At 43.7% G+C, this 18,918-nt stretch carries 16 protein-coding genes; 2 read left to right on the forward strand and 14 right to left on the reverse strand.

Going from position 1 to position 18,918, the window contains the following annotated elements; translation table 11 throughout:
* Positions 1 to 9: 9 nt before the first annotated feature.
* The 8 genes from AAJP47_RS03955 to thrC form a co-directional block, all read right to left on the reverse strand.
* Complete coding sequence (locus AAJP47_RS03955; RefSeq protein ID WP_346716618.1) at positions 10 to 507, reverse strand: hypothetical protein; 498 nt, start codon at positions 505 to 507, stop codon at positions 10 to 12.
* Between the two features lie 217 nt (positions 508 to 724).
* Positions 725 to 1,156 carry a hypothetical protein gene (locus AAJP47_RS03960; protein WP_346716619.1) on the reverse strand — a complete coding sequence of 144 codons (432 nt, stop codon included), beginning with the start codon at positions 1,154 to 1,156 and terminating at the stop codon, positions 725 to 727.
* 57 nt (positions 1,157 to 1,213) lie between these two features.
* On the reverse strand, positions 1,214 to 2,161 hold the full coding sequence (locus AAJP47_RS03965; protein WP_346716620.1) for a fatty acid desaturase family protein: 948 nt from the start codon (positions 2,159 to 2,161) through the stop codon (positions 1,214 to 1,216).
* Between the two features lie 101 nt (positions 2,162 to 2,262).
* Positions 2,263 to 2,781: a GbsR/MarR family transcriptional regulator gene (locus AAJP47_RS03970; RefSeq protein WP_346716621.1), complete on the reverse strand. Its 519-nt coding sequence runs from the start codon at positions 2,779 to 2,781 to the stop codon at positions 2,263 to 2,265.
* 116 nt (positions 2,782 to 2,897) lie between these two features.
* Entirely contained in the window at positions 2,898 to 3,527 is a 630-nt protein-coding gene (locus tag AAJP47_RS03975) for an L-threonylcarbamoyladenylate synthase (protein WP_346716622.1), read from the reverse strand.
* A 170-nt stretch (positions 3,528 to 3,697) separates the two neighbouring features.
* Positions 3,698 to 4,942 carry a DNA-processing protein DprA gene (gene dprA / locus AAJP47_RS03980; protein WP_497198695.1) on the reverse strand — a complete coding sequence of 415 codons (1,245 nt, stop codon included), beginning with the start codon at positions 4,940 to 4,942 and terminating at the stop codon, positions 3,698 to 3,700.
* Positions 4,943 to 5,003: 61 nt separating this feature from the next.
* A complete protein-coding gene (locus tag AAJP47_RS03985; protein WP_497198680.1) occupies positions 5,004 to 6,101 on the reverse strand; it encodes a LysM peptidoglycan-binding domain-containing protein in 1,098 nt (365 codons plus the stop codon).
* A 207-nt stretch (positions 6,102 to 6,308) separates the two neighbouring features.
* Positions 6,309 to 7,730, reverse strand: coding sequence for a threonine synthase (gene thrC, locus AAJP47_RS03990; RefSeq protein WP_346716624.1), 1,422 nt, complete (start codon positions 7,728 to 7,730; stop codon positions 6,309 to 6,311).
* Positions 7,731 to 7,946: 216 nt separating this feature from the next.
* Here thrC and AAJP47_RS03995 point away from each other — a divergent pair, with 216 nt between their 5' ends.
* Positions 7,947 to 8,483 carry a hypothetical protein gene (locus AAJP47_RS03995; protein ID WP_346716625.1) on the forward strand — a complete coding sequence of 179 codons (537 nt, stop codon included), beginning with the start codon at positions 7,947 to 7,949 and terminating at the stop codon, positions 8,481 to 8,483.
* 2 nt (positions 8,484 to 8,485) lie between these two features.
* Here AAJP47_RS03995 and AAJP47_RS04000 read toward each other — a convergent pair whose 3' ends face one another.
* From AAJP47_RS04000 to fmt, 3 genes are all read right to left on the reverse strand, one after another.
* On the reverse strand, positions 8,486 to 9,832 hold the full coding sequence (locus AAJP47_RS04000; RefSeq protein WP_346716626.1) for a KAP family P-loop NTPase fold protein: 1,347 nt from the start codon (positions 9,830 to 9,832) through the stop codon (positions 8,486 to 8,488).
* Positions 9,833 to 9,912: 80 nt separating this feature from the next.
* The gene (locus tag AAJP47_RS04005; RefSeq protein WP_346716627.1) at positions 9,913 to 11,475 is read right to left on the reverse strand and encodes a transcription antitermination factor NusB; all 1,563 of its coding nucleotides are present in this window, start codon (positions 11,473 to 11,475) and stop codon (positions 9,913 to 9,915) included.
* Positions 11,476 to 11,644: 169 nt separating this feature from the next.
* Positions 11,645 to 12,712 carry a methionyl-tRNA formyltransferase gene (gene fmt, locus AAJP47_RS04010; protein ID WP_346716628.1) on the reverse strand — a complete coding sequence of 356 codons (1,068 nt, stop codon included), beginning with the start codon at positions 12,710 to 12,712 and terminating at the stop codon, positions 11,645 to 11,647.
* Between the two features lie 204 nt (positions 12,713 to 12,916).
* Between fmt and AAJP47_RS04015 the strand changes: the two genes are divergently transcribed.
* Positions 12,917 to 15,739 (forward strand): response regulator, encoded by a 2,823-nt coding sequence (locus AAJP47_RS04015; RefSeq protein WP_346716629.1) that lies wholly within the window; start codon positions 12,917 to 12,919, stop codon positions 15,737 to 15,739.
* A 148-nt stretch (positions 15,740 to 15,887) separates the two neighbouring features.
* On the opposite strand, the gene AAJP47_RS04020 is transcribed toward AAJP47_RS04015, so the two are convergent.
* The 3 genes from AAJP47_RS04020 to nrdR form a co-directional block, all read right to left on the reverse strand.
* Positions 15,888 to 16,562, reverse strand: a complete 675-nt coding sequence (locus tag AAJP47_RS04020) for a riboflavin synthase (RefSeq protein WP_346716630.1) — start codon at positions 16,560 to 16,562, stop codon at positions 15,888 to 15,890.
* Between the two features lie 603 nt (positions 16,563 to 17,165).
* On the reverse strand, positions 17,166 to 18,221 hold the full coding sequence (gene ribD / locus AAJP47_RS04025) for a bifunctional diaminohydroxyphosphoribosylaminopyrimidine deaminase/5-amino-6-(5-phosphoribosylamino)uracil reductase RibD (protein ID WP_346716631.1): 1,056 nt from the start codon (positions 18,219 to 18,221) through the stop codon (positions 17,166 to 17,168).
* Between the two features lie 176 nt (positions 18,222 to 18,397).
* Positions 18,398 to 18,856, reverse strand: coding sequence for a transcriptional regulator NrdR (gene nrdR, locus AAJP47_RS04030; RefSeq protein WP_346716632.1), 459 nt, complete (start codon positions 18,854 to 18,856; stop codon positions 18,398 to 18,400).
* Positions 18,857 to 18,918: the final 62 nt, after the last annotated feature.

An 18,918-nucleotide genomic window follows, 5' to 3' on the forward strand; every position in this document is an offset into this window, starting at 1 on the left:
TGTTTATCGTTATTTAAAAGAAGATAACCTTTGAGAATTATCCTGTTCTATTTTGCCGCTGTTGTCAAAACGGCTTTTACATGACTTTGGTAAGGCAATGGCGCTCGCGATGGCGGCGTTAATAGCGCCAAACAGTCCTGTAGCAATCATAAAAGCGATTAGCACACCGATCTCTATCCATGAATTTATCCCCAAATATAGAATGATGATTCCTATATAAGACGCTGAGGTTACAAACCCGATTGCAAACACCCGACTTATGCTCTTCTTATCATTACGCCATAGGTTCTTACCAGCGACGATAATGCCCGTCAATAGCGCAGGAATAAAACCAAGCAAACCGACATATAGCAAAGGCTGATAACCAATTTGGGCAAAGTCAGCTTCTCTAAAGACAAGCAACAGACTCAGCTTTGCAATCACGCCGCCTACCGCACTACCAATACTTGCAAACAAAATAACCACTTGTATATAAGGGTAACCTATCAGATCGTTGTCTATTTTCATGATATTTATCCTCTTAACGTTCGTCGTTAATTGAGTATAAATAGGGCGTTGGTAGCGACGATGGATTTGCGATGGATAATTGATGATTAGTAATTTTTATAATCATATTATTAAGGTCATTTTGTTTACATATTTTCTAAACGATTTTTGTATAAGCCTAGCGTGTCCTCTACAAACTCATTCATCACCCACTTGCCCCAAAACCCTGCATAAAAATTCATATTGGTGCTGTAGGTAAAGCCGACATACCTGCTAATACTGCACTTACACCTCCTGCCAGACCAATAGCCAGCGAAGGAAGGATACCTATCATAGAACTCAGAAAAATAACGTAGAAGACCGTTGTTATAAGATAACCAACTGAAAAAGTCTGTATCCACCATCCTTTTTTAATAAATCGCTTTTTATGGACATGCCAAGTGCTAACGATAGACATGATGGCCAGTCCAAATAGACAACCACCGAGGATATATATTGGAAAAAACAAAATAGCCATTAAACCTATACTAGCGTCAGCAGTGAATAAAGTTGCAGCAAATGGAAATAAGATTAGTTGAAACAAAGTACCAGAAAGTATAAAAGTTCTATGCACTTTTTTCTCAGGATAAACATTTAAACGATCACTTGGCTGAGTCGATAATATTTGCATACAATCATCCTTTTATTTAGCTGTCTAATTTGTTGACTGTCTAACTTAATAGTCTCACTACGCAAAACGCTTACGAATCGGACACTCATTTTCATCATGACGTTTGCGCCTGCCCTCTTTTATTTTTTGCCAGCGATTGTCTATAACGCTTATAACGGCTGCTCTATCAGGCGTTACATGCTGCTCAGTCAGATGCGGCACGACTTTATCTAGACGCTTTGCAAGCTCAGGTAAGTGATTGGAAGGTACCGCAGGAAATAGATGATGTTCCACGTGATAAAGCAAATTAAAGGTCAGCAAATTGATCAATGGATTACGCTCAGTACGAGCGAGCGTCTCCTCACAATCATGATGCACGCCCCACACCGCGATAATACCGACACTGGCATTGGCGAGCATCATGGTCGCTAGGTGATAGAGCAGTACTTGTGTCAATAAACTAAGAGTAGAGACATTCATGAGGATTAATACAAGCGTCACCATAATGACCAAAGCAATCAAACCAAACTCTAACCAAGCGATGCGCTGATTGCGCTGGCTGCTTAGGCGTAACCCTTGACGATAGATAGCAAACCGATAGCTCACGCCGCCGAGCATCGCTTGCCACCATGACAACTTTGCCAGATTGCCCTCAATATCACTATCGCCCAGCGGGTTACGATGATGCTCCATATGCGTGGCTCGAATACTGTGTAAGCTGGTCATCAATAACACGCTCAACAACAGTAACAAGACGGTCGTCGTATGTTTGCCTGTGCCTAGACTATGATGGTAGCCATCGTGAGCTTGACGAAAAGCGGAGGCAAAAAATAAATAAGAAAACATACAGGCCAATACATACCATGATTGACTGGCAGACCACCATGACAGTAGTAAAAACGGATAAGGTAAAATGAGGTTGTAAGCAATTTGACCACGCGTCAACTGGCGCAAGTCTTGCCACTCTACTAAGCCAATCGCGCGCTTAATCGCTTGAGGTTTGTTGTGGGCAGTATTTGCTTTCATTTTATCCATCCCTTTATGATTACTATTCAAACATCCTTAATTTTTTCTTTTATTTCTGTCGAAACTGAAATTATCACGCAAATTTTTTATTTTTAAATAGCTTAGCGCAGAACCTTTTTAATACTTGCGCCCAGTTTTAATATCTTTTTAAGCGCACTTGTCGGTAATTTAAGCATTTCAGACGACCAAGTGGTGACGGTATCAACGAACTCCTGCGTTTCACGAATACGGGTTTTTACCTCACTGTTCTCATTCTCAAATTCCGGACTGTCCATCAGTTCTTGTAAAAACTGCACGGTTGGATCAAGTTCGCGCTTTTGTCGCTCAATGACGATGATACGCGCCAGCTCCCAAACGTCAGTATTGGTCGTAAAGTGATCGCGTCGATCGCCGAGTATAGAAACTTTTTGTACCAAACCCCAGTTTTGTAGCTCTTTAATACTGTTTGATACGTTGGAGCGCGCAACCCCTAGTGTGTCAGTGATCTCTTCCGCGTTCAGCGGTTTACCAATGATATAAAGCAAGGCATGAATCTGCGACATAGTGCGGTTAACGCCCCACTGCGTACCCATCTCACCCCAATGTAGAATAAATTTTTCAGTAACAGGGTTTAGTTTCATAACGGGCACTCGCTTTATTATTTATCAATTTTAATAAACTTATCTTGCGCCATTCTTTTATTTCTGTCAATAGTGAAATAACTTTATAAATTAACTTTTAAACCCTTAAAAATTCTTTAGCGGATGATTGATCCTGTTATAGCATCTCGTATTTGGCTTGGCAACGTATAGCCCAACGTCTCGGCTGGCAAGTAGCTGATTTGTTCACCAAAATAAGCATAGGCTTCTGTGAAGTTTTTAGCAGGCGGCTGCCCTGAAGGATTACAGCTGGTGGACACAAGCAAGCCAAAGGGGTTCTGAGCACTGACTAACTGCTGGCAAAGCTCACGGATCATAGGATGAGTAATCACTCTAACGGCCACAGTCTGATGCTGACCGGTAATCCAAACAGGAATAACATCAGCAAACTTCGGCGGAATAGGCAGTAACCAAGTATGCGCCTGCTTGTATTGCAGGTCTGTACGCTTACTATCTGTTTGCCAACTCGCTACGATAGCATCGCGTTGCGCGTCATTTAGGGGAGCCAATAACGGTGCCAAACGCGTAATGCTGTCGGTAATGACGATCATGCCTTTGTCTTGTGGCCGCTGCTTGATGGCCAAAATACGCTGAACGGCTGCTTCATTATACGGGTCACAACCGATACCCCACACACTCTCGGTTGGGTACGCCAATAGCTGTCCTGCTTTTAAGCAGTCGGCTGCTTGCCTCACAGAAGTGGTCGTCATAGGAGTAGATTGGTTCATAGCTTGAATCGTTTATGAGAGTAGAAGAAACAGTAGAAATCATAACACAGCAGCAGTGCTACCTTGGAGCATGAGGAGTATAAACGGCTAAAAAAGCGATTGAGACGTTAAAAAGACACGGTATTGTTATGTCAAGATGGCGTCATATTGTGATCAAGATAACGCTCATTCTAAACGCGCAAATAACGGCCACCTTGGACGCCAATCACACCGAGTAGCTCAAGCTCCATCAGCTGTCCAATGAGTTGTGGCGGTGCAAGCTTGGTAGCCGTGATAAGCGCGTCCAAATCCTGTCCATGCCAATCAAGTTGCTCATACACTGCGGTTAAGTGCTCAGGTACAGCAATAGCGCTCGGTTTGATGTTCGATGGCGACTGATGGCTAGTAATAGGTGCTTGACCTTCAGCGGTAGGTTGAAAGGATGGACGACGAGCATTATTGACACTAAAGGCAGGTGCATCAGCACCATTGGCTGAACGATCCGTATAATTAACATGGGCCAGTTGATTGTTAACATCCTCGATCACTTGCTGCGGATGATAAACCAAGGTCGCGCCTTCACGGATCAAATGATGACAACCCTCAGCATTGCTATTGTCAATATGGCTGGGAATCGCAAAGACTTGCTTGCCTTGTTCTGAGGTTAAGCGCGCGGTAATCAATGAGCCACTTTGCACCTTGGCTTCTGTCACAATCGTCGCTAGGCTCAATCCTGCCACCAAGCGATTGCGACGCGGGAAGGTATGTTTATGTGGCTGGGTGTGCGGTAGTAGCTCACTGATAATACAGCCCCCTTGCTCGACAATCTGATCGAATAATCGATCATGGTGATTGGGATAATTGACATCAATGCCCGTCCCCATCACCCCAACTGTGCGACCTTGATAGTCAGACTCTACCTGTGACAACGCTCCTGAATGCGCGCGTTTATCCACACCCATAGCAAGTCCACTGGTGACGATGTAACCCGCTTGCGCTAAATACTGCGCCATATCAAACGTGGTTTTTTGTGCATGGGCTGTGGGCTTTCGGCTACCGACAATAGCGATCTGTGCTTGCTGCAAGCGCAAACGATTGCCACGATAAAACAACAAAGGTGGTGGGTCATAAATCTCTAAGAGCTGAGCAGGATAATCAGGTTGGTCAGCAAACAGCAGACCATAACGTCCTTCTGTTAACGCTTTTTGGATGGTGTCGATACTGCTGCGCGTTTGCTCTGGCTGCTCATGACGTTTGAGATGGGTATGATGCAGACCCAACTGCCGCCACGCCTCTACTTTGGCCTGCCAAGCAAGCCGTGCATGACCAAAAGAGGTAATAAGCTTGTGATAGGCGGAAAGAGAAGCGTTGACCTCAAACCACAGCGCCAATATGGCACGCTGATCGTCAGTCAATAAAGCAGGTACGGCCATCATAGTCATTTATCTCGCGTCGTCGGACTTAGCGTGGCTCATTCATTAAACCAGTGATAGATCGTTATAAATAAGGCGGCGGTAGTAGCTGATCACCGACGCTCAGTGGTAGCTCAGAATCCAATACGTAAGCGTAACTAATATGATCAAACGTATTAAAGACCATGACCGTACCGCTTGGCTCATTGGGCAAGCGTACCGGCATATCGTTGTCCATCTTATCGCGCACTAATGGCCCTTTTTGATAAACGGTTAGAACATCACCGGGTTTGGCACCCTCAGCACTGCCTAAGTTGATGGCGACCACACTCCCCTTTGCCGCTGAGCTGATTGAATCCATGACGCGCACAATCAAGCCACCACGGCTAACAGAGGCAGGCTCAGGATAAAAGACTGGCGGAATAGAGTTATTAAGCTCAACGAATACGCGATCCCCTTCGCGCACTTCTTTACCGTAACTGTTCGTGAGCTGTAGGCTTGTCACACCATTGGTTTCTGTAGAAGTGACCAACCCTGTTGCTACTTGCGTCACTTCTAAGCCGATCACCGCTTGGGTATTAGGATCAACATATGGCTCGCCTTCACGGTAGACACCGTAGCGTTGACCCACGATAAGCGGTACACCTTTGGCATAGACTTTATCACCGCTGGCGGTAATCAAGTTGCGGTTTTTAGAAGCCAAAATGTAAGGCGTGGTGTTAAAATCGCGAGGATCAACGATGATGGTTTTGTCTAGCCAATGCTGGATGGCAGATAAAGGAATCGCGGGAATACTATTGGCCGTTGAGGTAATCGTTACCGTACTGGCAACCGCATTGCCGGTTAGTTGTTTTTCAACGCCAGCGCAGCCCTCACCTGTATCCACACCAATCAGGGTTTGACCTTGGATCACACATAAGATAAGGATGTCATCGGGATAAATAAGATTTGGGTTTTTGATTTGCTTATTGGTGGCCCAAATTTCTTTCCAGCGCCATGGACTGTCTAAATAACGTCCTGAGATGTCCCATAAAGTATCGCCTTTTTTGACGACATAGCGATTGGGCGCATCCGCTTTAATGGTTGGTGGTGGATTATTGGCGTAGGCTGTGGTCATCAGCATGGCACTGCTAAATGTTGTGAGTAACAGTGCTCTCGCTATCTTTTTTAAGCTCATCTTCATTATTATATCCACAATATAGACCACAGTTTTGGCTGATATGATTCCTAAAAAAGCGTCCGGAACAATAAAGTCCTGCCGACGCTATTTCTAATATTACAATCATATCCACCATAACACAATCATAAACAATTTATTACAATGGCGTAACCTTAAAACCACTACTTGCGTGGTGTTTTTTAGAAGATATAGCTAAAAATGCTCAATATATTAAGCTGGGTTTGGTGTGACATGCTGACGGATTTGCTCCGCAACCAGCTTGGCATCATTGTCTAGAACCACCACATGCTGCGGCAAATCCTCCAACCCTTCGGTATGCGTAGGACGGGCAATGTCGATTTGACCGACTGCCTCTATAATCGTATCGGCAAATTTCACAGGCAGTGCGGTTTCAGCGCAAATGATAACTTCATTATCTAACTGCAATTCTTTAGCGACTTTAATGCCATCAGCGGTATGCGGATCGACCAGTTCACCGTGCTGCTCATAAAGGGCTTTGATGGTTTGCAAACGGTCGTTGTGGGTCGATTTACCAGCGGCAAACCCATAACGCGTATTGACCGCCTCCATCACATCTGACAAATCAAACCCTTGACCGGATTTTACGCCATCAAATAACTCGTGGACACGGGCGCTGTCTTTTTCTAGTAGCAAATAAACAAAGCGTTCAAAGTTCGAGGCTTTTGAGATGTCCATTGACGGGCTTGACGTGACGTAGGTTTTGTCAGTGGGGCGCGGTTGATACGCACCTTTATTAAAAAAGTCATTTAAGACGTCGTTTTCATTGGTGGCGACGATTAAGCGCTCAACGGGCAGACCCATTTCGCGGGCAATGTGACCGGCACAAATATTACCAAAATTACCTGACGGTACGCTGAAACTGACTTTTTCATCGTTATTGGTGGTGACCGCAAAATACGCTTTAAAGTAATAAACGATCTGCGCCAGTATGCGACCCCAGTTGATTGAATTGACTGTGCCTAAGTTATAAGCGGCTTTGAACGTCGCGTCTTGTTGCAACGCTTTAACGATATCTTGGCAATCATCAAACATGCCATCGATAGCGATATTGTGAATGTTGTCATCGCTCAAGCTATACATTTGCGCGCGCTGAAATTCACTCATTTTGCCGTGCGGCGATAGCATAAAGACTTCGATGTTTTCTTTACCGCGCAGTGCATATTCTGCCGCACTACCCGTATCACCGCTGGTTGCACCAATAATGGTGATGCGGGCGTCTTTTTGTTTGAGCACATATTCAAAGGCGTTGCCCAAAAATTGCATGGCCACGTCTTTAAATGCCAGCGTTGGGCCGTTTGATAATCCTAAGATATATAAATTGTCTTCGAGCTTACGAACAGGAACAATGTCATCAGAGCCGAACACGTCAGCCGTATAAGTCCGCTCGATAATATCCTGCAAGTCCGCTGCTGGAATATCGGTCGCAAAACGCTGCATAATCGCCATGGCAAGCTGTGGATAGCTCAGCGTGCGCCACTCATCGAGCACAGTACTATCAATTGTTGGATAGTGCTCAGGCAGCATCAGACCACCGTCTGGCGCCAGCCCCATCAAAAGCACATCACTAAAATCCATCGGCGCTGTCTGACCACGGGTACTGATATATTTCATTAGAGTGTCCTGTCAAAGAATCATATTCATTTAAAATAGAAAAAGGGTAGCATATTTTTAGCGATAAGCTTTATTAAATAAACGGTCTATACTGTTTTGTGAATAAAACCTGCCAACCTCTACTACAAGCATTGGAAAACCACCGATAAGTCATAGCTCTTTTATAGAAATATAAGGTAACATGAACCTAAAACTCAAACTATTACAGGTAGTCTAATGTCTTATAAGTCAGACTGGATAGAAATGCTAATTAAGTTTAAGATAAAAATAAATGCGTATTTAGCTAACCCAAACAGTATCACTGTTAGAGATTTAGAAGAAGTTCAAAACGAATTTATAGCTTTCGTAGATGGTTATTCTGTGTTACTAAGAAATGATGCTTGTAATATACAAGTGATAGACGTATTTAACCAAGTGTATTTGAATAAAAGCAATACAGTATCTGATGGTGATACGATAAATGGCTTACAAAAGCTAGTGAACAGTTTTGATACTGCTATCACTCACAACAAGGAAGAAAAAATGACTACAAACTATAACGTCAGCGGTAATGCTCAATTTGGTAATAACAACAGTCAAACCAATACTCATAACGCCACTGATATTAACATCAATCTACAGACCTTAATCAGTGAGATTGAAAAAAGCGGCGATCCTGAAGCAAAAAGCAAACTACTCGATCTTCTTAATAACGGGACTATTGCAAGCATTTTGGGAGTGACAGCTGCGGAAGTGGTCAGGTTTTTTAGCTAAATCTAATAGTCTTCGAAAGACTCTAAACGTTGAACCAAGTTCATTAATACTTTGTTTTCACGTCGCCCTATTGAACCCCTGAAATTATCATAGAAATCTCTTTCATGAGAACCATATTGAGCTTCTTGAAAGCTATCAATAGAGAGGAAACTAAACTCAATAAGCTTCTGAAGTACTTCAAGATTAAAGTCATTCTGTCCTCTGACCTCTAAAGCATTCTCAACTAAGTCTTTATAGGTAGCAGTGTTGTTTCTTATTTTAGAGATTAAAGCTCCACTTTTTACTTTAAGTATGCTTATAAAAACCATCAAAAACATTCTAGGATATAAATTACCAAAATTAGTGTCTAAACTAGCTACAAGGTATTTATAATTCTGCAAAGCCTTGTTTAACTGTCTATAGGACAGGTCATAACGAATTGAAAGTATTAGAAACAGCTCATATGAGCTATTCATTGACTCAGACGAGCGCACAGGTAGTCCTATGAACTCTACTTGGTTCCAAAAGTATTTTCTACGGTTACTATTGTTGGATAGATCAGCTTTTGGTAGTCTAGTTGGATAGTCGATGAATTTTTGTAAATAAGTATGAGCATCTATGTTCTGACCGTAAACCTTTTTAATAGATTCTTCTAATTGTTCATGATGCATAGATAAAACAAAAACGACCCCTTCTACTAAAAATAAGTGCTTTATCTTTTCTAATATCTCGACAGCGAAGCTAGGCTTACATCTATCTAGTTCATCAATGATGATAACAAGAGGCATATCTTGCTCTGAAGCCTCAAACGCGAGTTGAGATAGAGATTTTTTAAAATCTTTGAACACTTCTTTTTGTCTTAAAGCTTGTTCAAAAGCGTTATCTAACGCAGAATTTAAACTGTTTTTAATAACTTCAGAAATATCAATTTTTTGGCTCTCTTCATGAGTTAGCTTTTCCTGAAAATTTGAGTCAATATTGATAGGTGACGTCTTTGCTATCACAGCTTGTAGAAGGTGATAAGTATTCTTAGACTTGTTTAAATAATCTTCTTTTGCAGTAAGACCATTTACCTTGGCATAGTTGTATATCTCAATAGCTAAAGATAGAAATACATCTTCTAGATAATCATATTCGAACGCATCAAAATAAATGGAAGCAATGTCTTTTGTCTCCATATGTTTTTGCCACATTTTTACAAAAGTCGTTTTACCTTCACCCCACTGCCCGCTAAGTCCTATAACTACTTCACCTTGTTTATTATTCTCAATAATATTCGTTAGTTGGTCAGCAAATCCCTTGCGTTCCAACCAATCATTTGCAAAAGGGTCAGCATCATTAACTTCGACATTATGTCTTCTTAATTCCATTGCCTCATCCTTAAAGTCTTAATACAAAAATTCTATCTAATTAGAATATCACTTATATTAGCTCTTTGCTGCGCTACGGTTTATTCAGCAGCTTTCTGCAACAACGCATAATAAAAACCATCACCACTGGTGCTATCAATCGGCAAACACTGGCGGCCGATGGTTTGCGCGATGCCCCAATTGCAATCCTCGGTAAATTCCATCGCGACGGCGTCATCATGATGCTTGATAAAATCTTGCATTTGTTCCACGTTTTCTTGCTTTAAAATCGAGCAAGTCACATAGAGCAGATAACCGCCCGCTTTTAACTGCGGCCATAAGTTATGCAAAATATCAGCTTGTAAAACAGCCGTTTGCTCAATATCTTCCTCAGTACGTAAAATACTGATATCCGGATGACGACGAATCACCCCCGTCGCGGTACAGGGAGAATCAAGCAATATGGCATCAAACACCGCTTCGCTGGTGTCTTTTTTATCAGCGCCTTGCCATCTGGTCGCATCCGCACAAACCACATTGAGCGCAATGCTCATTGCTTTATCAAGCGTTTGCTCAGAATTTTTTAGATCTTGCTGCGTCAAACTCAAGCGCTGTAAGTTTTCATAAATGCGTTCGATACGCGGCGCTTCATTATCGATAGCGGTAAGCTTGATACTAGATAAGGTACTGTCTTGTTTCACGTGAAACAAAGGTGATTGTTCGGCTGAATTCAAGAGTTCTAACCAATGAGCAAGCTTACCGCCAGGTGCTGCGCAAGCATCTAGAATATGTAGGTCAGTGCTGTCACCGTTGGCCTTAACTTTATGCATTAACGCATTATGAATAATAGGTGCGGCAAGCTGTGCATGTAAATCTTGTACACTCGCTGCGCCCTCAGCAAAATGTGGCAACGCATTAACACCCGTACTTTGATGCAAGTGCAATGCTTTGGTTGATAATGAGGTTATGTCTGAAGATTGAGACAAGTTAAGACCGCCTGTTAGCTCAACCAAATCCGCGTCAATCTCCGCCCCATCCAATGCTTGCTGGTAATCCTCTACTGAGCTAACGGCCGTATTGACTCGTAAAAACATGGGGGCAGCTTGGCGTAAGCCTTGGGTAAGCTCATCATACTGCTCGCTCCAGTCTTGTTTGAGCTGATAAGCAAGCCAGTTTGGTAGGCTATGCTTTTTATCGCATTTCTTCCGAAATTTGCTGGGATTTTTGGCGACTTTACGCAAAATAGCATTGACCAAACCGCTGGCATGGGCAAATTCAATCTCTTTGACCGCTTCAACCGTTTCATGAATGGCCGCATGATCGGCCACTTCTAAATACAACAACTGCACCAAACCCACTTGAATCGTGGTTCGAACTTCCACCTCGTCAATAGGATTGTCTGCCAAGGTATCGAGCAGACGTGCCAGCGCGTGCCATTGACGTAATGTCGTCAATAACAATGCATGAGCAAAGCCTTTGTCGCCGTCGTGCAAACTGTTTAATAATGGATCAAGCACGCTTGAGAGCGACTGACCATTTTGAATGGCAAGCAAGGTGCGAATCACACGCACGCGGACGCTACCATTCATGATGAGGTTGCTTGACGGTTTAAGCTTATTGTTTCTAGGCGCATTGTTTCTAGACGCGGTGCTGGTTTGTCTCATTAAATTGGATTTCCTTGACGCAGGGTTGGTAGCGTCTTGTGCAAGTTGGATGACTTATTATTAAACAATTATTTATTAATTAGCGATTTATCAAGTGACGGTTTATCAAATAACGGTTTATCAAATAATGGTTTATTAAATAACAGTCATTAAGCTAGGTGAGGTTAAATTATTTTGCTTCTGCTGTGAACTGGTCACCATCATTTAGCTGGTTGCCATGACAGACTTGTTCAGCCGTCATCGGTTTACCACCAGCAAACTGCACGTTCGTAAAAGCCAACGTGTCAGCCATTTGCTGCGTGCCTGCTTTACCGCAAGCAACCAAAATCGCTTTGCGCCCCACGCTGATAATAGTACCAGCGGGCTCATGAGTGTGCTGCGACGTATTAACGGGCAAACTGGCTAAAACCTTGACACGCTGACCGTTTAAGAACGTATAAGCCCCAGGCCATGGTGTCAATCCGCGAATTTGTCGTTCAATCACAGTAGCAGGTTGTGTCCAGTCAATCTCGCCCTCGGTTTTGATCAGCTTTTCGGCATAGTTGGCTTGACTGTCCTCTTGAGCGATGGCTTGTGCCTGATAGTTTGGCATGTCTGTTAACACCGCAGTGATGGCTTCTGCGCCCAGTGCTGCGAGCTTATCATGTAGGCTGGCAGCTGTGTCCTGCGGCTCAATAGGACAACTGACTTTATAGATCATGTCACCTGTGTCCAAGCCTTTATCCATCTGCATGATGGTGATACCGGTTTCCCTATCGCCCGCCAGCAAGGCACGATGGATCGGCGCAGCACCGCGCCAGCGCGGCAACAAAGACGCATGGATATTTAAGCAGCCGTGTACTGGCGTGGTCAATACGCCCACTGGCAAAATCAGTCCATAAGCCGCCACAATCATGACATCAGGTTGATACGTACGCAGGGTCTGCCGCGCCGCCATACCTTCTGTGCTAGATTTTTTAAAAGTAGCGGGTTGTTCGATAGCGATATTGTGGTTTAACGCCACTTGTTTAACGGCAGAAGCGGACAGTTTTTGACCACGCCCTGCTTTACGATCAGGCTGAGTGTATACCGCGACAATATCAATATTCAGTGCGTCTTGCTGATTGATAAGCGACTCAAGACTTATGGCCGCAAACTCAGGTGTACCAGCAAACACTACCCTTAAACGCGGTTCAAATTGACCGTCATTGGCTATAAAAGGCGCGGATGAATCGGAGGTTGAAGCAATTGTAGTCATAATCAGGCATTATATATGGGGGTTTGTCCATTATAGGGGAGTTTGTGCGGTTGTGCCATGATTGTAATAGCAGCAATCGGACGTGACTAATGACACGATTTGTCTTTATAATAAAAAACCGAATGGATTGAGCCAACCTGCCACCGCGCTAAGTTTATTGTCTATTCATGATGTTTTCTTGTGTCGATATAGGACCACGCGTTCATGCTACAGTTTCAGTCCTTACAGCGTTTACTTATATTTTATGGGCTGACAGTGCTATCGATGCTAGCACTTTACTACTTTGCCCTGTTCCATGACGTAAAAGAAGACAACAAAGAACAAAGCGTTGCTACTTTTTATGCGTTACAGCATGAAATCATCGAACATATGGTTCCGCTAAACACTGAAATCAAACAGGTTTTAGAACAGCCCAAGTTTGCAGATACAAGCTATCAGCTGATTTTTATGATGCCATCTGGGCAGACGTATATCCACAATCACGCCCGTCCCAATGAGCCTGCTTTTGCAACGGTGACCTTTCCCACTGTTTTGTCGCCCTCAGACGAAGATGGGCGTAGCCATAGTACGTATACGCTTAACAACCGTAATTTAGCAGGTACTATCAAGCTCAAAAGCGGTCATCAAGTTTATATTATATTGCGTCATAGACCACTTGCCATTGATTGGATATCTTATCGCTATTGGCTGCCTTTGATGGCAGGGATTATATTTTTTATTATCGCATTGACGTACATGCTCGGCCGTCGTACCAAATGGGAGCAAGTGCTGCTTTACACCGACAGTTTAAGTAGCCAAGCAAAGGAGACTTACCGTCCGCCCCCATTTTTGCATAAAAAAGCAACGACAGAGTTTTTGTATTTGGGCAATGCGCTAAGCCGAATTAGCTATCAGCTGCACAGTGATTATCGCCGTATCAAAACGCTCCAACATCGACTTGATCGCTTGGTTGAGCAAGCGCCCTTACCCATGCTCATGATCATGCGCCACGGTCAGATTAGCTTTTTTAACCAGCGTTTTGAACAAGTTTTTATGTCCGCTTCGCAAAAAGATGGAGAGCATGAATTAACAGATTTTGTCACTGGTAAGGACAAAGCAACGCAGCAGCTATTACAAACATTGTCGGACCTTCGTCTGACCCGTACGTTGATCGTTTACGGACTACAAAACAACCAAGTTTATCAGCTACATATCACGCCGTGGTTTGGTGAATACGGACAAGTTCATGGTTTTACCGTCCTCTTGAATAGTATTCATGAGCTTGCCACTCAAACTGAGCAATTACAGCAGCAAAATCAACAGCTACAGCAAAAACTTGATCAATCAAACCAGCTTCAATCACTCATAGGCTATCAGCTGCGCGTGCCTCTAGAGGAGATCATTGATACGCTTGAGCCGATCAATCCGGCCACATTAACGGTTCATCAAAATGACGTATTAAAATCTTTGATCAACACCAGTCAAAGTATGCTGACGACACTCCATGATACCCTCGGTATAGAGGAAGTGGAGGTGAGAAAGACGCGTCTTAATATCGAGTCTGTAGATATCTATCAGCTGGCGCAAGAAACCAGTAACCTTGTCATCAGCAATATAAGGCAACAAGGGTTGGAATTGATTTACTTCTTTTCCCCAGATTGTCCGCGTTGTATCCATACTGATGACATCCGTCTGCGTAAAACGCTCTTAACTTTATTAGAAAATACCATCACCGTCACAACCTCAGGCTATGTTGCGCTCACCGTTGATTGCGTAACCGACGCGCAAATCAAGCAAATAAACAGCGAGCAGCTGCTTCCTCTTAATGAGAATAATGAAAATAAAGTGGTAGAGCCTTCCTCGCACTGGGTTCGTTTTAGCATAAAAGACAATGACACCAGTGTGATAATAGATAGGCAACGTCAGCTACTAAGCGACTTTGATCGAAATGATTATAAAGCCAGTATCCCAGCAAGCGATCAAACGGATCAGCCTACTGTTGCAACAAGCTTTGGCTTAAATGATGCCAACAGCTTCGCCCAATTGCTTGGTGGCTTTGTTGAGTTCACCAACAACGGCGATCAAGGCGGCGTGTTTAATCTGTATCTGCCTTGTCGTCATCCTAACTATCAACCCGTCTATCATCGTAGCCCGCATTTTAGTCGTATCCATTTAATTGCCATTGTCAATCAACCGCTGATCGCTGAACAGTTGCAGCAGTTATGTACGCATTTGTCTATATCGGCGAGCATTCATGCTTCTACGAGCGCCGAGACCATACGGTCTCTGGTCGATAAATGGTCAAGCAACGACCAGCCACTAGCACCCCTGTTGCTATTAGATTATGAATGCTATGACGCCGTTGCTACCACCGTATCTACTCATACAGCTCATACCTCTGATAATCAACAACAGGCTTTAGCCCCGCTCTTTGCTTATTCAATGCTGCCAAAAATATTGTTTAGCATGAACCCTGAGCGCCGTATCCCATCGGTATTACTGGATAAATTTGATAGTTTCTTGACCAAGCCATTGGACATGACACTGATGTTCTCTGAGGTCTTGCGTTTGACTTTAGGAGCAAGGCAGAAGCTTGCGCAAACCCAACCCTTTGAAGAGCAGCCTGTCCAATCAACGACGGTAGTGGAAGTAGTAGCCAATGAAGCTACTACTCCCGCTCTTGCGCCTCTGATTTTGGTGGTAGAAGACAGCCCCACCAATCAAAAAATCACTTGTAGAATACTCAAAAGGCTGGGTTATCGAAGTGTGGTAGCAGAAGATGGGCAGCAAGCGCTTGATCTGCTAGCACGCCAGCGTCAAGACATTTTACTGATTTTGATGGATTGCCGCATGCCCGTCATGGATGGGCTACAAGCGACCCGAGCCATCCGTGCCCAAGGCGATGATATTCCGATTGTGGCATTGACCGCTAATAATGCGGCAGAAGATCGAGAGGCTTGTATGCAGGCAGGCATGGACGAATTTTTAACCAAGCCTATCAATAAAGAGGCGCTAGAGACCGCGCTGCAAAGCTTTATCAAGGCTTAGCGAGCAATCGTAGTCATTAAGCTACAATATTTAAGCGGGACTCTAACGGATAATATCTACTGTCTCTAGGTAAAAGGCAAGTTGCTTTATTGAGCACCTTTTACCAATCTATTTTGAGCCAAAATTGGTTTTAATACAGCTTGAGTCCTTATTTCATAAAGCCATTTTCTGCTAAGAAGGCTTCTGTGATCTGACTTTGCGGACTTGGCGCACTTATAGCGCTCGTTTGTGATTTATTCAATAAACGCTCTAAGTAACGGGCCACGATATCCACTTCAATATTGACTTTGTTACCAACCAGCCAATGCTTGGCGATATTGGTCACTTGTGCGGTATGCGGAATGATGTTTAAAGAGACAATATTATCGCGTACCAAGTTGGTCGTTAAGCTGATACCGTCGACTGTGATAGAGCCTTTGGTCGCTGTGTAATGCGCCAAGTCCTGTGGTATCTCGATTTCAATATAGATAGAACGCGCATCTTGTTGTAGCTTGCTGACAACCCCTACTCCATCCACGTGACCTGCCACGATATGACCGCCAAAACGCGTGGTTGGTAGCATGGCTTTTTCTAAATTGACCGTGTGGCCGGGTTTTAGGGTTTCTAGCGCGGTATGCGCGATGGTTTCACGAGAAACATCAACCGAATAATGGTTACTGCCAAATTCGACGACCGTTAAGCAAATACCATTTGATGCGATAGAATCGCCCAATTTGACATCACTGAAATCTAACTCATTGGACTCTATGGTCAAACGTATATCGCCGCCTGTGGGTTGCATGGATTTTACTGTTCCAACGCTTTCGATGATTCCGGTAAACATATAGACCTCGTTTTATGATTGTATTGTGATGATAGACATTAGGGCGTGTTTGATTATTCAACACGCCTTATATTTCAGTTATTTCGTCAGGGTATCAACGGCTACTCAATCCAAATTGTGACTAAAATGGAGAGAGTTAAGCCTTATAGAGGATAAGTTGTGGATAAGTAAGTATAAATCAAGCTTTGGTACGGTAGAAACTGGTTTTAAGCAAAAGTTATCCACAAAGCCTATATCATACGACGGTAGTCTATCAAACTATAAAATACCAAATAAGTCTTTGATTTATATATAAATATTTTATAATCCATATAAAATTCTAAGTTTTAAGTTTCATGTGAAACAAAGTTATACACAGTTTCATGTGAAACCTAACATAAATATTATAGGTATTGATACTTATCCACAATTGGTTCACAGTCAATCTAGTCAGTCCTAAATAAAAAAGATACGCCTATGATCATTCGATACTAGCAACCATTTTCCTTGCTTGCCGTTCCGTTGCTGACAGAGGCGGCGCAAAATGGTCGCCAGTATTACTGTATTTCTTTTATAGTGGAGCGATTATCGTGTGTGGGATAAGTCGTCTAACACCCAATAGCCTTAGAGTGGTGACAATGTCAGCTTAAGATCAGCCCCTATTTGCTCATGGCGGATTACGTTAAAACGTAGCTGCTGCGCCAAAGACAGCGGGTTAAACGCCACCATAGGTCGTGCTTCAACCCCTAGCAAACAAGGCGCCTGATAGACAATTAACTCATCTACCAACTGCTGGCTTAAAAAGCTGCCTGCAACCCCAGCGCCCGCTTCTACCAAGACATCATAACACTGGTGTTCACGCACCAATGTTTTTAATAACGTAGTGAGATCCTCTGTACGCCAATAAAGCGTTTCTGAACGACGACACAATTGATACTCTGAGTCAGCACTGTGACTTAAGCGTTGTCGTCTATCGAGTATGACGACCATCGGCGCTGGCACTTGCTCACATGAAACGCCCAATTGATTGGAGCGGACGTTGAGTTGAGGATTGTCAGCGATAACGGTTTCGCTGCCTGTGATGATAGCGCCACTTTGTGCGCGTAGTTTTTGTACGTCTTCGCGAGCCGCTGCTGAGGTAATCCATTTTGACTCGCCGGAGGCCATCGCGGTACGGCCGTCGAGACTGGTGGCAATTTTAAGGCGGACATAAGGCATTTGGGTGCGCATGGCCTTTAAAAAACCACGATTAAGGGCTTCAGCCTGTTCGGTCAATATCCCAACCGTAACCTCAATACCTGCTTGCTTTAATAATTGTACGCCGCGACCTGCGACTTGTGGATTGGGATCAAGACCCGCTATGACAACACGCTTGACCCGTGCTTTGACGAGAGCTAGCGCACATGGCGGCGTTCGTCCTGTATGACTACAAGGCTCTAGCGTCACATAGGCCGTGGCACCGACAGTTTGCGCGCCTGCTTCTTTTAGAGCAAACACTTCTGCATGCGGCTCTCCAGCTTTTGGATGAAACCCTTGACCGACGATCGTTTCTGCTTGAACAATGACGCAACCAACTGCTGGATTGGGTCTTGTGGTATATAAACCGCGCTTGGCTTGTTCGATAGCAAGCATCATAAAGTAGCGGTCTTGAGCCTCTTGAGCATGGTTTTGAGTCGGCATAATTGTGGCTTAATCAGGGTTTGGTGAGTGTAATTTGAATAAATTTCGTTCGATAATACAGTGCAAAAAATATATCTCAGTAGTACGTTATGATCGACTTATCCACATTATTTAGGAAGGACTAAAGATCAAAAAACAGTTTGGTATTTGATTTGCCAATCTACAAAAACCGCATGCTACTTTTCATTTGGGCGAATATTGGCAATCTCTTGATGAAAAGCATCGATATCCTGAAAATCGCGATACACGCTAGCAAAGCGAACATAAGCCACATCATCCAAGGCTTTGAGTTCACTCATGATAATTTCACCCAACACTTTACTACTGATCTCACGCTCGCCCATCTGTCTGACGCGCTTCTCAACGCGACTGATCATTGCTTCTTGCTCATCGATGGTAATCGGACGCTTTTGTAGAGGCAGTAAAATAGAACGACGCAATTTTTCATTATCATAGGGCTCAATTTTGCCGCTCGATTTGATGATTCTTGGCATCACTACTTCTACCATCTCGAAAGTCGTGAAACGCTCTTGGCAGCTATTGCAAGAGCGGCGGCGGCGGACCTGAGCACCTTCCGCCGCCAAACGCGAATCGACAACCTTCGTGTCTGATGCATTACAATACGGGCAGTGCATAAGGTTTTCCTTTTTATTGTATTAAAATGGCTGATATGCGGTGACCAGCACACAGGTTGTAT

This window comes from Psychrobacter halotolerans, from assembly GCF_039680845.1.
GTDB lineage: Bacteria > Pseudomonadota > Gammaproteobacteria > Pseudomonadales > Moraxellaceae > Psychrobacter.

Excerpts from the sequence above, each read along its gene's own strand:
- AAJP47_RS03955 (WP_346716618.1), bottom strand. The coding sequence starts at position 507 with ATGAAAATAGACAACGATCTGATAGGTTACCCTTATATACAAGTGGTT.
- AAJP47_RS03960 (WP_346716619.1), bottom strand. The coding sequence starts at position 1,156 with ATGCAAATATTATCGACTCAGCCAAGTGATCGTTTAAATGTTTATCCT.
- AAJP47_RS03965 (WP_346716620.1), bottom strand. The coding sequence starts at position 2,161 with ATGAAAGCAAATACTGCCCACAACAAACCTCAAGCGATTAAGCGCGCG.
- AAJP47_RS03970 (WP_346716621.1), bottom strand. The coding sequence starts at position 2,781 with ATGAAACTAAACCCTGTTACTGAAAAATTTATTCTACATTGGGGTGAG.
- AAJP47_RS03975 (WP_346716622.1), bottom strand. The coding sequence starts at position 3,527 with ATGAACCAATCTACTCCTATGACGACCACTTCTGTGAGGCAAGCAGCC.
- dprA (WP_497198695.1), bottom strand. The coding sequence starts at position 4,942 with ATGATGGCCGTACCTGCTTTATTGACTGACGATCAGCGTGCCATATTG.
- AAJP47_RS03985 (WP_497198680.1), bottom strand. The coding sequence starts at position 6,101 with ATGAAGATGAGCTTAAAAAAGATAGCGAGAGCACTGTTACTCACAACA.
- thrC (WP_346716624.1), bottom strand. The coding sequence starts at position 7,730 with ATGAAATATATCAGTACCCGTGGTCAGACAGCGCCGATGGATTTTAGT.
- AAJP47_RS03995 (WP_346716625.1), top strand. The coding sequence starts at position 7,947 with ATGTCTTATAAGTCAGACTGGATAGAAATGCTAATTAAGTTTAAGATA.
- AAJP47_RS04000 (WP_346716626.1), bottom strand. The coding sequence starts at position 9,832 with ATGGAATTAAGAAGACATAATGTCGAAGTTAATGATGCTGACCCTTTT.
- AAJP47_RS04005 (WP_346716627.1), bottom strand. The coding sequence starts at position 11,475 with ATGAGACAAACCAGCACCGCGTCTAGAAACAATGCGCCTAGAAACAAT.
- fmt (WP_346716628.1), bottom strand. The coding sequence starts at position 12,712 with ATGACTACAATTGCTTCAACCTCCGATTCATCCGCGCCTTTTATAGCC.
- AAJP47_RS04015 (WP_346716629.1), top strand. The coding sequence starts at position 12,917 with ATGCTACAGTTTCAGTCCTTACAGCGTTTACTTATATTTTATGGGCTG.
- AAJP47_RS04020 (WP_346716630.1), bottom strand. The coding sequence starts at position 16,562 with ATGTTTACCGGAATCATCGAAAGCGTTGGAACAGTAAAATCCATGCAA.
- ribD (WP_346716631.1), bottom strand. The coding sequence starts at position 18,221 with ATGCCGACTCAAAACCATGCTCAAGAGGCTCAAGACCGCTACTTTATG.
- nrdR (WP_346716632.1), bottom strand. The coding sequence starts at position 18,856 with ATGCACTGCCCGTATTGTAATGCATCAGACACGAAGGTTGTCGATTCG.